The following is a 13,897-nucleotide window of genomic DNA, read 5'->3' on the forward strand; positions in this document are numbered from 1 at the left end:
GGCGCATCGGTCGACGTCGCCGCCGACGCTAGGCCGTACGACATGCCTGGTCTGCCGTCTGCAAGCGCGATCCCGGATCGCTTCCGGACGTACGCCGAGACACGAAGGTGTCGCCTCGCGACGACAGCGCGCCCGTCCACGGCGCTCTAGGCTCGGAAACGTGCCAGGCCACCGACCCACCCGTATCGACACACTGCTGGCCGTCGGCACGTTCACCCTGGTAGCGGCGGCCGTCGCCACCCACGGCGGAACACCCGTGCAACTCGTCGCGGGCTACTGCTACGCGGCCGGGTTCGGTGCGCTGCCGCTGCTGGCCCGCAACCGGCCGGTCCCCGTGCTGCTGGCCACAGTGGCCGGGGTCGTCACCTACTACATGCTGGATTTCGCCCCGGTCGGGCTGGCCACGCACACGGCAGCGGTGTTGTACGTCGCCGCCGACCAGGGCCGGATCCGCGTCGCCACGCTGTTGGCCGGTGCCCTGCTGGCATCATCGGTGGTCGCCCGGCTGGGCGAGGGCGACGACCCCTCGATCGTCCTCGGCGTCGACCTCGGGACACAGGCGGCGCTGATGGTGGCCGTCATCGCCCTCGGTGACGCCGTACGCAGCAGACGGGCGCTACGCGCCGAGCTGGCCCGCCAGGCAGCGGTGGCCGCCGACGAGCGCCGCGCCGAGACCGCCCGCCAGGTGGAGGCGGAACGGCTGCGCATCGCCCGCGAGCTGCACGACACCCTCGGCCACGCCGTCTCCGTCGTGACGCTCCAGTCGGCCGTGGCGCAGGAGGCCCTGGCCGACGGCGCGAAGGACGACGCGCAGGTGGCCCTGGCCGCGATCCGGGCCGCAGGCGGCAGCGCCATGTCCGAGCTGCGCGCCACCCTGCGTACCCTGCGCCGGGACACCGGCCACCGGCACCCCGACCCGGGCATCGGTGACCTGCCCGCCCTGGTCGACGGTGTCCGCCGGGGTGGCCTTCCGGTGGACCTGCAGGTCGAAGGGGACCCCCGTACGCTGCCCGCCGTCGTCGGCACGACCGCCTACCGGGTCGTGCAGGAGGCACTGACCAACGTGCTACGCCATGCGCGGGCCACCCGTGCCCAGGTGACCGTCACCGCCACCGGCAACCTGCTGTCGCTGGACGTCGTCGACGACGGCCACGGCCCCGACCCGCACACCCGCCACGACGAGCACGGCTACGGTCTGCGCGGCATGTCCGAACGGGTCGACCTGCTCGGCGGCACCGTCGACATCGGCCAGGCCCGCACCGGCGGCTTCCGCGTACACGCCGAACTGCCCCTGCCGGGAGGCCCGCCGTGACCCCGCTGCGCGTCGTCCTCGTCGACGACCAGCACCTCATCCGTACCGGGCTGCGGGCCGTGCTGGAACGCGCCCCCGACATCACCGTCGTCGGCGAGGCCGGCGACGGCGCCGCCGGCCTGGAGGTGGTACGAACGCAGCGACCCGACGTCGTGCTCATGGACGTACGCATGCCCGGCGTCGACGGGATCGGGGCAACCCGCCGCATCCTGGCCGACCCGCACCTGTCCCGGGTCCAGGTCGTCATGCTGACCACGTTCGACGACGACGAGTACCTCTTCGAGGCGATCCGTGCGGGTGCGGCCGGGTTCCTGCTCAAGGACACCACCCCCGATGCCCTGCGCGAGGCCGTACGTACCGTCGCCGGTGGGGACGCGCTGCTCTCGCCCGCCGTCACCCGTCGCGTTCTGGCTGCTGCGGCCCGCTCCCCGGTCCAGGACACGGCACGCCTTGCCGGGCTCACCGAACGCGAACGCGACGTGCTTGCGCAGGTCGGCACCGGCCGTACCAACGCCGAGATCGGTGCGGTGCTGCACCTGAGCCCCGACACCGCCCGTACCTACGTCAGCCGCCTGCTCACCAAGCTGGACGCACGCGACCGCGCCCAGCTCGTCGTCATCGCCTACGAGAGCGGGCTGGTCCGCCCCGGCGAACGCTGAGCGCTGCGCACGGCCAGCGACGCTACGCCGTCCGATGCTGGTAGAAATGCCGGATGGGTGACGATCGGGTGGCGGTACGGGAGCAGGCCGAGGCGGTGCTGCGCCGGTTGGCCGGAGAGTCGGCCCGGCTGCGTGAGGACCAGTGGCGGGCCATCGAGGCGCTCGTGGTCGACAAGCGGCGGGTGCTTTGCGTGCAACGTACCGGTTGGGGAAAGTCGGCGGTCTACTTCGTGGCCACCGCACTACTGCGATCCGGAAACGGCAGCGGCCAGAGCGGGACGCCAGTCGGCCCGACGGTCATCGTCTCCCCACTGCTGGCGCTGATGCGCAACCAGGTGGAGTCGGCGGCCCGGGCCGGGATTCGGGCCCGCACCATCAACTCGGCCAACCTGGACGAGTGGGACGAGATCGCCGGGGAGATCCACGCCGGCACGGTCGACGTACTGCTGATCAGCCCCGAGCGGCTCAACAATCCGGACTTCCGCGACAGCGTCCTGCCCCGGTTGGCGGCCACCACCGGGCTGCTCGTGGTCGACGAGGCGCACTGCGTATCCGACTGGGGGCACGACTTCCGGCCGGACTACCGCCGACTGCGGACATTCCTGGCCAATCTTCCCGCCGGTACGCCGGTGCTGGCCACCACCGCCACCGCCAACAGCCGGGTCACGGCGGACGTCGCCGAGCAACTCGGGGACGCCCTGGTGCTGCGCGGCCCGCTCGACCGGGAGTCGCTGCGGCTGGCCGTACTCGATCTGCCCAGCCCGGCCCACCGACTCGGCTGGCTGGCCGACCACCTCGACCAACTGCCCGGCTCGGGCATCATCTACACCCTGACCGTCGCGGCGGCCGGGGAGACGGCCGAATTCCTGCGGTCCCGGGGATACACCGTGGCTTCCTACACCGGCCAGGTCGAGGATGCCGACCGGCGGGCCGCCGAGCAGGACCTGCTCGACAACAAGATCAAGGCGTTGGTCGCCACGTCCGCGCTCGGCATGGGTTTCGACAAGCCGGACCTCGGCTTCGTCGTCCATCTCGGGGCACCGCCCTCGCCGATCGCCTACTACCAGCAGGTCGGCCGGGCCGGTCGGGCGGTCGAGCACGCCGAGGTGCTGCTCCTGCCCGGTGTCGAGGACCAGGCCATCTGGCGCTACTTCGCATCCCTGGCGTTTCCACCGGAGAACCAGGTTCGGGCGGTACTCGCGGCACTGCCCGAGGACCGTCCACTGTCGACGCAGGCGCTTGAGCCGATCGTCGACCTGCGGCGTACCCGGCTCGAACTGATGCTCAAGGTGCTCGACGTCGACGGTGCGGTCCGCCGGGTGCGCGGCGGCTGGCTGGCCACCGGGCAGCCCTGGCACTACGACGCCGAGCGGCTGCGGCGCGTCGCCCAGGCCCGCACCGCCGAACAGCAGACCATGCGGGAGTACGCGGACACGACCGCCTGCCGGATGGAGTTCCTGCGCCGCTGCCTCGACGACGACGGGGCGACCGCCTGCGGCCGGTGCGACCGGTGCGCCGGCCCGCAGTACGACGCCGACGTCTCCACCGCCGCTCTCGCCGCCGCGCAGACGTTCCTCGGTCGGCCGGGCATCGAGATCATGCCGAAGAAGCTCTGGCCGACCGGGCTGGCCGCGGTCGGGGTGCCGTTGCGCGGGAAGATCGGCCCGGACGAGCAGGCGCTCCCCGGCCGGGCCGTCGGGCGGCTCTCCGACCTCGGCTGGGGCGGGCGGCTGCGTACCCTGGTCGGCCCGGACGCGGCCGACTCGACTGCCCCGGACGACGTACTGAACGCCGTCGTCGAGGTGCTCAAGGCCTGGGCACACGGTGCCGATCCGTGGCCGGCGCGCCCGGTCGGCGTGGTCGCCATCGGCTCGGCCGGTCGCCCCCGGCTGGTACGCAGCGTGGCCGAACGGATCGCCAGCGTCGGCCGGCTACCGCTGCTCGGCGAGGTTCCGGCCCGGGAGACGCCCGAGGGGTACGGCGGATCGCGGGGCAACAGTGCCCAGCGGGTACGCGCACTGCACGACGCGTTCACCATCCCCGACGCATTGGCGGCCTCGGTCGCCCGGGCGACCGGTCCGGTGCTGCTCGTCGACGATCTCGTCGATTCGGGGTGGACCATGACCATGGTGTCCCGGCTGCTGCGTCAGGCCGGCGCGCCCGGCGTACTGCCGCTGGCACTCGCCGTGGCCGGCTGAGCAGGCTCGACTCCGACGGTCAGCCGCGTGTGTCGACCGGGACGTGCAGGGACAGGTGCGAGGACAGGGCGCGGAGGAAGTCCGGGGCGTCGAAGACCGCGCCTGCGGAGGCGACGCCGGTGGTCCTGGTCCGGCCGGTGAGGATGCGGTCGACGGCCTCCACCGCAAGCGGCGCGCTGATGGCGTAGATGTCCTGACCGGTGGCGACCACGCGGCGTTCCGTACCGCCGGAGCGGACGAGGACGTCGACGACGAAGGTCTGCGCCGAGCGGCCGTGCTCGTCGACGGCGGTCGGTGCCTGGGCATCAGGGGCGGACAGGTCCGCAGCCGCCTTGGCGGTCATGTAGGTACGCACCTCCGGGACGGCCAGGTGGCTGGGAACGGTGACGACGTCGGCCATGGTGAACTCGCCGATGACGTCCTGGGGGCCGAGCGGAGCCGGGAAGGGCCACTCCAGGGTCGGCAGAGCGTCGTCGTGGTACTCCAGCCGTCCACCCGTGTAGCGGACCCGGCGGCCACCCCGTCGCTGCCCGGAGACCGTGCCCGAAGCGATCGTTCCGGCAGTCGGGTGCCAACTGCTCAGGCCGTAGGCGATGTGCGCCTCGTCCGCCGCCGTCCAGTCGCCCATCGCGGTGGTGACCAGCAGGTCGCCGAGGCCGCCGTAGAAGGCCATCGCCGGGACGACCACGGCGCCGGCGGCGCGGGCGCGCTCCGCGAAGTGCGTGAACGTGTCGAGGTTCGCCTCGATTTCGGCCGCGACGTCGACGTACGGGATGCCGGCGCGCAGCGCCGCCTCGACCAGTGGGGCGGCGGTCGTGGCGAAGGGCCCGGCGCAGTTGATCACGGCGTCCGCGCCGGTCAGCGCGCGGTCGAGCGAGGCTGGATCGTCGACCGAAGCCTGTCGCGTCTCCAGTACCGGTTGGGCCTGCACCAGTGCCAGCAGCTTCTCCCGGTCGCGGCCGAGGAGCAGCGGGACGTACCCGCGCTTGCGCAACTCCGCGACCACGAACTGCCCGGTGTGCCCGTACGCACCGTAAACCGCCACGTTCCGACCCGATTCCATGCCCGCTCCCGCGTGCTCGAAGTGATCCACTATGGAAATCCTGTCCTCATCGGCCCACCGGTACCAGTGTCCGGAACGACAAGACCCGTACAGTTTCCGACATGAGTTCTGTCCGACGCTCCGTCGCGGTCGCCGCTACCGACGGGATGCTGCACTTCGAGTTGGCCCTGGCCTACGAGGTCTTCGGCTCCGCCCCGGCCACCGTGCCGGGCCCCTGGTACGACGTCAGGGTGTGCGGCACGCAGGCCGTCCGGGTCGGCCGGTTCCTGGTGGAGCCGGACTGCGGGCTCGACCGGCTGGCGTACGCCGACACCGTGATCGTTCCCGCCCTGGCCGACGTCGACGAGGACCCGCCGGCCGACCTGGTCGAGGCGGTACGCGCGGCCCACGAGTCGGGTGCGCGGGTGGTCTCCCTGTGTACGGGTGTCTTCGTGCTCGCCGCCGCCGGCCTGCTGGACGGGCTGAGCGCGACCACGCACTGGGCCCACACCGAGGAACTGGCCGCGCGCTATCCCCGGGTGAAGGTCGATCCGGACGTGCTCTACGTGGACAACGGCAGTGTGCTCACCTCTGCGGGCAAGGCCGCAGCGATGGATCTGTGCCTGCATCTGGTCCGCCTCGACCACGGCTCGGCGATCGCCAACGTGGTTGCCCGCCGCCTGGTCGTGCCGCCCCACCGGGCCGGTGGCCAGGCCCAGTTCGTCACCACACCGGTGCCCGCCCAGGACAGTCATCCCCTGGCCGAACTGCTCCCGTGGGTGATGCGCCGGCTGGACCAGCCGCTCACCGTGGAGGACCTGGCCCGCCAGGCGAACCTCAGCTCGCGCCACCTGGCCCGCCACTTCCGCTCGGTGACCGGCACCACCCCGTTGCAGTGGCTGTTGACGCAGCGGATCCGCCGCGCGCAGGAGCTGCTGGAGACCACGGACGACAGCGTCGACACCATCGCCTCGGCGGCGGGCATGGGTACGGCGGCGACGCTGCGGCGCCACTTCCACCGTACGGTCGGCGTACCGCCGGACACCTACCGTCGGACGTTCCGGGCCTGAGCCGCACGGTTCGGCCTCGGTGTTTCGCTGAGGCTACGGCCGGGCCGACACGCAGTGAGTGGCCGTCGCGGATCGCAACAGCCACTCAGTGCGTACGGGTGTGTGGTTCAGCGAGGTCGGCCGTAGCCGTGGATGGGCTGGAAGTCGGTCTCGTCGATGCGGATGCGCTTGCCGGGCCGGGGAGCGTGGATCACCTTCCCGGCTCCCACGTAGATGGCGACGTGACCGATGTCCCGGTAGTAGAAGACCAGGTCACCGGGACGGAGTTCGGTGCGCTTGATCCGGTTCACCGTCCGCCACTGCTGGGCGGCGTTGTGCGGTAGCTTCACCCCGACCGTCGCCCAGGCGGCCGAGGTGAGTCCGGAGCAGTCGTAGCCGTCCGGTCCGGATCCGGCCCAGCGGTAGTTCTTGCCGAGCTGTGCGTAGGCGAACCGCACCACCTTCGCGCCGGCGGCAGAGGCCAGGGCAGGTGGCGGTTCGGCGGGTGACTCCGGGGCAGCAGCCGCGTCCCGGGCCTGGTTCAGCTTCGCGATCTCCGCCTCGATCTGCCGTACCCGTGCGGAGAGCAGGTGCTCACGGTCGCGTTGCCGGACCAGCAACAGTTGGGTCGTACGTCGGGCGGCGGTCAGCCGCTGGTGGGATCTTGACAGGTCGGTGATGACCTCGGCCCGCTCCCGGCTGAGCCGCTCCAGCTTGAGCAGTGGATCCATCCGCCGGCCGGCGGGTGAGAGCGGCAGTACGGTGGCCATGGAGCGGGGACGGGCGACGCGGTAGGCGGCGACCGCGACCTGCCCGACCCGGCCCCGGTTGGCGGCGAGTCGCCGTTCCAGGGACAGTAGCTCCTCGGTGAGAGCGTCGGCGCGGTCCCGCGTTGCGCGTAGTTCCTCCTGTAGGTCGTTGTGCTGGTTGACGAGGGCTTCCAGTCCGTCCGCCGAGGCGGTGACCCGTTCCGGTACAGGTTCGTCCGGGGGTTCCGCGAGAGCAGGGACTGGTACGAGCGCGAGGGCCACGGTCACCCCGGCTGCAAGCGTGGCAGCACGGCGCGGCAAGGTGGTTGTCGGCACGATCGGTACAACGATTTACGGCCGTCAAAGGCTACGTGAGCGATACATGAATGAACGTAAATACAAACCGAGAGTACCCTGGGTAACCGTCGGCAGCCGTTCTGTCAAGTGGGACAAAGTTCGAGTGGCTGCCGAGTTGCTCATTGTAGGGAGAATGGGATAAATGTCCGACGTTGTGCCGGAATACGAATCCGAAACTTCGGGGCGGAAAACCGAGAGCCCGGAGGGTGGGTCCGAGAACCCGGAGCGTGGATCCGTGGCCGCCCCGCCCGGCGGCGCGGGTCGTCGGGCGAACCGGCTGGACCCCGGCTCGACCCGGCTGGCGCTGGTCGTGGGCGGGCTGGTGCTGGCACTGATCGCCGGCTTCGCGATCGGCCGGATCGACACCGGGCCGGGTGCCTCGACGGCCAGCGGGTCGGCCACCACCGGTCAGGCCGACGACGGACACGTCCACCCACCGGGCACCGCGCCGCACGAGCACCCGGCAGCCGGCGCGGCCGGGGTGACGACCGGCGCTGAGGTGGGCGGCCTCTCCCTCAGCGCGGGCGGATTCACGTTGGTGCCCACCACGGCGTCGTTCCCGGTCGGCCGCAGCCAGGACTTCCGCTTCCAGGTGCGCGGTACGGACCGGGCGCCGGTCACCAACTTCACGGTGCAGCACGAGAAGCCGATGCACCTCATCGTGGTACGGCGGGACCTCTCCGGCTTCCAGCACCTGCACCCGACCATGGCCCCGGACGGGACCTGGAGCATCCCGCTGACCCTGCCCGAGGCGGGCGTCTGGCGGGCGTACGCCGATTTCGCCGCCTCGGACAGTGCGGGTCGGCAGACGGCGGTGACGCTCGGGGTCGATCTGGTGGCCTCCGGGGACTATCGACCGCGACCACTGCCCGCCGTGGCCCGGGAGGCCACGGCCGACGACTTCACCGTCACCTTCGAGGGCACCCCGCAGGTCGGGACGACCCAGCCGCTGCTCTTCCGGATCTTCCGCAACGGCAGCCCGGTCACCGGACTGGAACGCTACCTCGGTGCGTACGGACACCTGGTCGCTCTGCGCGACGGTGACCTGGGCTACGTGCACGTGCATCCGGAGGAGCAGTTGGTCGGTGGTGCGGTCAAGTTCTGGCTGGCCGCGCCGAGCCCCGGAAACTACCGGCTGTACCTCGACTTCCAGGTGGAGGGCACGGTACGCACCGCCGAGTTCACGCTGACGGTGGCCTGACACTCAGGCTGACGCGGCCTCGACATTCCAGTTGATGCTGGCTCGTCGTTCACGCTGACGGTGGCCCGGCCGACCGGTCCGCACCCGGCGGACTGGCCAGTTGGTGCAGGGTGTCCCGGATCAGTTTCTTCTCCTCGGCCGGCACGGCCGGGTCGGCCAGTCGGGCCAGGATCGCTCGCAGGTCGGCCTCGACCGTGACCCGGTCGGAGGTGCGGTGCGGATGGTCCAGTTCCGGACCGGGGATCCCCAGTGCCCAGAAGGCTGCGGTGACCGGCACGTCCAATGCCTCGCAGAAGCGGCGCACCTTGGCCAGTTCCGGGTAGTCGTGCCAGTCCCCGGCCAGCCAACGGAACACAGTGGAGCGTCCCACTCCGGTGTGTGCGGCCAGGTCGGTCACCGTCCAGCCCCGTTGGTCGCGGGCCTCGGTGACGGCGCGTCGGACAAATTGGGAGAACGCCGCCTGCGGTGATTCCGCATCGGCCTCCATCGTTCCCAGGAGACGACCTTCTTCCTGTATGGATCATGGTTACCGACACGAGCGTAGCCCGGCCCGGCGCAAATAGCCGACCGGACTGTTGGTCCCGTAGACGAGACTGACTACTGTGGATGGCACCGTTGGGGTCGACGCCCGTCCCGGGTCCCTCCCTGTCGACCCTGACGGTGCGCTGGTCGTGGTGGTTGCCACGGTTGGTGTGGTTGCCATTGCTGAGGTGTCCCGCTGACGAGGGGGCAGCGGGACATTGGCGGTGGCCCGACGTCAGTGCGGCGGTGCGGGGGAAGCGCCACCCGGGTTCGAGGGGACGTCACCAGGGTTCGGGGGAGCGTCACCCGTGCCCAGAAGGGTTCGCAGCCGGGGCGTGACCTGCCACTCGGAAACCAGCCGGTGGTAGTCGGCGCGCTGCCGCTCGGTGGGCGTAGACCCGGTGTACCGGGCACGCAGCAGGAGGTTACGCGGGGTGTGCCGGGAGTCGACGAACTCCACCACCTCGACCCGGTAACCGTGCAGCCGCAACAGTGCCGCCCGCAGCGCGTCGGTGAGCACGTCGGCGAACCGCTCGCGCAGGATGCCCTGCCGGGTCAGCAACTGGTACGGCTCCGGTGACGGCTGATCACGGAGCTGCACGGCCAGGTCATGGTGGCAGCACGGCGCGGCCAACACCCACCGGGCATTCCAGCGCACCGCTCGGGCCAGCGCCTCGTCGGTGGCGGTGTCGCAGGCATGCAACGCCAGCACCAGATCCGGAGCCGGGTCGACCACGGCATCCAGGATCGTGCCGGCGACGAACCGTACCCGGTCGGCGCAGCCCAGTTCCGCCGCCAACTCCGTGTTGCGCCGCCGCTGGTCCTCCCGTACGTCCACGCCGACGAGGCTGACGTCGAGGCCCCGGTCGGTCAGGTAGCGGTAGGCGGCGAACGTCAGATAGGCGTTTCCACAGCCCAGATCGACGACCCGCAGCGGGCCGGTCAGTTCGTCGGGCAGGGTGGCGGCCAGCGCCCGGAGGAACGCGTCTACCTGACGCCGTTTCGCGGCACTGCCGCCGATCGCGGTGAAGATCGGGTCACCCGGGTCGAGCAGGTATTCCTTCTCCCGGTCGTGGGCCGCCGGAGCCGACACCGGCCGGACCGCCCCGGACCGGTGCACCTGCGCATCGCCCTTCTTGGTGACCCGGACCTGCACGGTGGCGGACTCGGTCTCGACATGCCAGTTGCCGAACGGCTCGGCCAGCAGGGCATCGACCGCCGCGTCGGCCTCCGGACCGGGGGCGACGTTACGGGTGTACGGCCGGACCCCGTCCGAGGTGACGATCTGCAACCGTGGCCCGGCCTTGAGCGCCACCGGCCGCAGTTCGGCGCGTACCACCGAGGGGACCTGGCCCCGGCGGCGGCCGGCGGCCACGGCTCGGGTCAGACCCGGGGCCAGCAGCAGCCCCCGTACCTCGGTGAGCGTCACGTCCAACGGTTCCGGCATGTCGCTATTCTGCGCCGGTCCGGATCGGCCCCAGGTGCCGGGGCGGGCCGTTCGGGCAGGTCGGCGAGGCTACGGTCAGCGCAGGACAGCCCGGAGGCGGCACTACGGGCGGACCCGGGAAAACAGCACGGGATGGCTCCGGACACCGCAGCCATCCCGGTCTACTGTTCGTCAGGCCTCTTCGGTGCCCGGGCTGTCGGCCGTACCGGTGGTGGCGGACTCGCCGCGTACGCCCCGCCCACCACGCCTGCGGCGACGGCGGGTACGGGACTTCGCGGCTTCGCCCGAAACATCCTCCGGCGACGGCTGGGCGACCGTGGCGACCGGGGCCTCGACGACGCTGGTCTCGACGCCCTCCGGACCCTTGATCACCTCGCCGGCCCGCCGACGACGCCGCTGTCGGGCCGGCCGGACGGGCTCTGCCAGTTCCCCGGCCTCGACCGGGCTGCTGCCGCCGTCGGTGCCTCGGCGGTTGCGGGAGCGTCGGCCACGTCCGCCACTCTCGCCGCGCCGGGCGCTACCCCGGGACCGACCGCCGAGGTCCTCCTCGGCTTCGGCGGACAGCCCGGCGCGGGTCCGTTCCGCCGTCGGCAGGCTGCCGGGGGCACCGGCTGGAATGTCCAGGTCGGTGTAGAGGTGCGCGGAGGTGTGGTAGGTCTCCGGCGGCTCCGGCATGTCCAGCCCGAGCGTCTTGTCGATGATCCGCCAGCGTGGCATGTCGTCCCAGTCGACGAAGGTCACCGCCACCCCGGTTGCGCCGGCGCGACCGGTACGGCCGATCCGGTGGGTGTAGGTGTCCTGGTCCTCCGGGCAGTCGTAGTTGACGACGTGGGTGACGCCGGTGACGTCGAGTCCCCGGGCTGCCACGTCGGTGGCGACCAGAATGTCGATCTTGCCGGATCGGAACGCCCGTAGGGCGCGTTCCCGTGCCCCCTGGCCCAGGTCACCGTGTACGGCTGCCACGGCGAAGCCCCGGAAGTCGAGGTCCTCGGCGACCCGGTCGGCGGCCCGCTTCGTCCGAGTGAAGATCATCGTCAGGCCGCGGCCCTGTGCCTGCATGATGCGGGCGACGATTTCGATCTTGTTCAGCGAATGGGTGCGGTAGACCAGTTGGCGCGTCAGCGGGGACGGCCCGGTCTCGGCGGTGTGCCCGGCGTGGATCGTCACCGGTTGGCGCAGGAAGCGCCGGGCCAGGGCGACGATCGGATCCGGCATCGTGGCCGAGAAGAGCATCGTCTGCCGGTCCTCCGGCAGCATCGCCAGGATCTTCTCGACGTCGTCGAGGAAGCCCAGGTCGAGCATCCGGTCGGCCTCGTCGAGCACCAGCGCATGCACCCGGTCCAGTCGCAGGTGCTTCTGCTTGGCCAGGTCCATCAGTCGACCGGGCGTACCGACCAGGATCTCCACGCCTCGGCGAAGTGCCTCCACCTGTGGCTCGTACGCCACGCCGCCGTAGATCGGCAGCACGCGTACGCCCCGGGTCCGACCAGCGGCGGCGAGGTCCTTGGCCACCTGGAGGCCGAGTTCGCGGGTCGGTACGACCACCAGCGCCTGCGGCAGGCCGTCACCACCCTCACCCGGAGCGAAGACCCGCTCCAGCAGCGGAATGCCGAAACCGAGGGTCTTACCGGTGCCGGTGGGCGCCTGGCCGATGAGGTCGGTGCCACGGAGCGCGATCGGCAGAGCGTATTCCTGGATGGCGAAGGCCCGGGTGATACCGACCTCGGCGAGCGCTTCGACGGTTTCCTTACGTGCACCGAGGTCCGCGAAGGTAGGTGCTTCCGGGCGGACCGGTGCTGTGGCGGCCAGGTGCTGGCCGGCCTCTTCGATGTGATCGTTCATATGGTTGTGGGGGTGCCCTCTCGTGGTGCGCCCCGCTAGTGGAGTAGGGCGCGGTTTTCGGTGGGCGCGGGCCACACGGGTCGCCGGCAAGATGTAGATGCCGAGGGCGAACCGGGCCGCACGCGCGTCGCAGGCAGGAACTTCGATGGTTTCATGGGCCTGCGGTAACTCCTCCATGTTACCTGAGCCGGGCAAATGTCGTCCCCGCCTGTCGCAGACACCTTCCGCCGGGGTCCCACGTTGTGGTGTTGAGCACACTTGTGCCCCGGATTGCTGGCTCGGCCGAGAGGCGGGGTTTCGATCCCCGAGGGCGGTAATCTGCGGTCGTGTCCGCCCCCGTAGAACCCGCTGAGTCCACCCCCGTCGAAACCGCGCAGTCCGTCGGGGCGCCCCGGCAGCCCACCGGCACGGTGCCCGCCGAGGCCGTGGTCGACCTGCTCGGTCTGGTCGCGTACGGCCAACTGCTGGCGTTCGACCGAATGGCCGCCGATGCGCGGCTCGCCCCTGACCTGCCCCGACGTGCTGCACTGAGCGAAATGGCCGCGGCGGAGATCACCAACTACCGGCGGCTGGCCGACCGGCTTGCCGAACTCGCCGTGGCACCCGGTGACGCCATGACCCCCTACGTCGACGCGCTCCAGGCGTACCACGACTCGACCGAGCCGAGGGACTGGCTGGAGGCGGTGACGAAGGCGTACGTCGGCGACGCGATCGCGGACGACTTCTTCCGTGAGATCGCGGGCTTCCTCACCGAACCAGACCGGCAACTGGTGCTCGACGTACTGCACGACTCGCGCTACGACGACTTCGCCGCGCAGGAGATCCGAGCGGCGATCGCCGCTGATCCGAAGTTGGCCAACCGGCTTTCCATGTGGGCCCGGCGGTTGGTGGGGGAGGGGCTGTCCCAGGCGGGCCGGGTGGCCAGCGAGCGGATCGCGCTGACCGCCCTGATCGTGGCCCACTCCGGTGACCAGGCGGGGGTGCAGGCACTGTTCAAACGATTGACCGTGGCACACACCGCGCGGATGGCGGCGGTGGGTCTCAACAACTGATTCCGGCACCGTGTGGACCGGGCGTGGGACAACGCCACACGCCCGGTCCGCGCGCCGATGGACGCTGTCACCAGCCAACCAGCGAGAGCCCGACCAGGGACGGTCGGTCAGCCGGCCAGGGCCGGGCCAGGGTCAGCCGCTCGACGTGGAACGGCTGTCGTCGGTCGGCTCCGCCCGTCGCCGGCTTCCGTCAACGGACGGTGAACCCGACCGCCCGGGGGGCCGCCTCGGCGATCTCGACGTAGGCCAGCTTGTTCACCGGAACGATGATCCGTCGGCCCTTTTCGTCGGTCAGGGACAGCGTGCCCTCGCTGGCGATCGCCTCGGTCACGAGCTGCTCGATCTCGGCCGGCGTCTGCGCGCTTTCCACAACCAGCTCACGCGGCGCGTACTGCACGCCGATCTTGACCTCCACGCGGGCCTCCTCATCTGGGGTGAAAACTGCGCTGTTGGGAAGGCTATCCGAT

General features: G+C 71.1%; 12 protein-coding genes. 6 read left to right on the forward strand and 6 right to left on the reverse strand.

Features of this window, described 5'->3' with window-relative positions; genetic code table 11:
* Window positions 1-160 precede the first annotated feature (160 nt).
* From ACFQ4H_RS02695 to ACFQ4H_RS02705, 3 genes are read left to right on the forward strand one after another with little or no spacing between them, the layout of a single operon-like run.
* Window positions 161-1,312, forward strand: a complete 1,152-nt coding sequence (locus tag ACFQ4H_RS02695; protein WP_377566522.1) for a sensor histidine kinase — start codon at window positions 161-163, stop codon at window positions 1,310-1,312.
* Window positions 1,309-1,971, forward strand: a complete 663-nt coding sequence (locus ACFQ4H_RS02700) for a response regulator transcription factor (protein ID WP_377566524.1) — start codon at window positions 1,309-1,311, stop codon at window positions 1,969-1,971. Before ACFQ4H_RS02695 ends, ACFQ4H_RS02700 begins: the two co-directional genes overlap by 4 nt.
* Window positions 1,972-2,024: 53 nt before the next feature.
* Window positions 2,025-4,169 (forward strand): RecQ family ATP-dependent DNA helicase, encoded by a 2,145-nt coding sequence (locus ACFQ4H_RS02705; RefSeq protein ID WP_377566526.1) that lies wholly within the window; start codon window positions 2,025-2,027, stop codon window positions 4,167-4,169.
* A gap of 19 nt (window positions 4,170-4,188) precedes the next feature.
* On the opposite strand, the gene ACFQ4H_RS02710 is transcribed toward ACFQ4H_RS02705, so the two are convergent.
* A complete protein-coding gene (locus ACFQ4H_RS02710) occupies window positions 4,189-5,214 on the reverse strand; it encodes a saccharopine dehydrogenase family protein (RefSeq protein WP_377566528.1) in 1,026 nt (341 codons plus the stop codon).
* A gap of 119 nt (window positions 5,215-5,333) precedes the next feature.
* On the opposite strand from ACFQ4H_RS02710, the gene ACFQ4H_RS02715 reads away from it, so the two are divergent.
* Window positions 5,334-6,281, forward strand: a complete 948-nt coding sequence (locus tag ACFQ4H_RS02715; RefSeq protein WP_377566530.1) for a helix-turn-helix domain-containing protein — start codon at window positions 5,334-5,336, stop codon at window positions 6,279-6,281.
* A gap of 107 nt (window positions 6,282-6,388) precedes the next feature.
* On the opposite strand, the gene ACFQ4H_RS02720 is transcribed toward ACFQ4H_RS02715, so the two are convergent.
* Window positions 6,389-7,297 carry a C40 family peptidase gene (locus tag ACFQ4H_RS02720; protein ID WP_377566532.1) on the reverse strand — a complete coding sequence of 303 codons (909 nt, stop codon included), beginning with the start codon at window positions 7,295-7,297 and terminating at the stop codon, window positions 6,389-6,391.
* Window positions 7,298-7,601: 304 nt separating this feature from the next.
* Between ACFQ4H_RS02720 and ACFQ4H_RS02725 the strand changes: the two genes are divergently transcribed.
* The gene (locus ACFQ4H_RS02725) at window positions 7,602-8,567 is read left to right on the forward strand and encodes a hypothetical protein (RefSeq protein ID WP_377566534.1); all 966 of its coding nucleotides are present in this window, start codon (window positions 7,602-7,604) and stop codon (window positions 8,565-8,567) included.
* 49 nt (window positions 8,568-8,616) lie between these two features.
* On the opposite strand, the gene ACFQ4H_RS02730 is transcribed toward ACFQ4H_RS02725, so the two are convergent.
* The 3 genes from ACFQ4H_RS02730 to ACFQ4H_RS02740 form a co-directional block, all read right to left on the reverse strand.
* Complete coding sequence (locus ACFQ4H_RS02730) at window positions 8,617-9,054, reverse strand: helix-turn-helix domain-containing protein (protein ID WP_377566536.1); 438 nt, start codon at window positions 9,052-9,054, stop codon at window positions 8,617-8,619.
* A gap of 270 nt (window positions 9,055-9,324) precedes the next feature.
* Window positions 9,325-10,536, reverse strand: coding sequence for a class I SAM-dependent methyltransferase (locus ACFQ4H_RS02735; RefSeq protein WP_377566538.1), 1,212 nt, complete (start codon window positions 10,534-10,536; stop codon window positions 9,325-9,327).
* A gap of 171 nt (window positions 10,537-10,707) precedes the next feature.
* Window positions 10,708-12,378, reverse strand: a complete 1,671-nt coding sequence (locus ACFQ4H_RS02740; protein ID WP_377566540.1) for a DEAD/DEAH box helicase — start codon at window positions 12,376-12,378, stop codon at window positions 10,708-10,710.
* A gap of 326 nt (window positions 12,379-12,704) precedes the next feature.
* Between ACFQ4H_RS02740 and ACFQ4H_RS02745 the strand changes: the two genes are divergently transcribed.
* Window positions 12,705-13,430 (forward strand): ferritin-like fold-containing protein, encoded by a 726-nt coding sequence (locus tag ACFQ4H_RS02745; RefSeq protein ID WP_377566542.1) that lies wholly within the window; start codon window positions 12,705-12,707, stop codon window positions 13,428-13,430.
* A gap of 190 nt (window positions 13,431-13,620) precedes the next feature.
* On the opposite strand, the gene ACFQ4H_RS02750 is transcribed toward ACFQ4H_RS02745, so the two are convergent.
* The gene (locus ACFQ4H_RS02750) at window positions 13,621-13,845 is read right to left on the reverse strand and encodes a DUF3107 domain-containing protein (protein ID WP_377566544.1); all 225 of its coding nucleotides are present in this window, start codon (window positions 13,843-13,845) and stop codon (window positions 13,621-13,623) included.
* Between the last annotated feature and the right edge of the window lie 52 nt (window positions 13,846-13,897).

Source organism: Micromonospora sonneratiae (assembly GCF_042679305.1).
GTDB lineage: Bacteria > Actinomycetota > Actinomycetes > Mycobacteriales > Micromonosporaceae > Micromonospora_H > Micromonospora_H sonneratiae.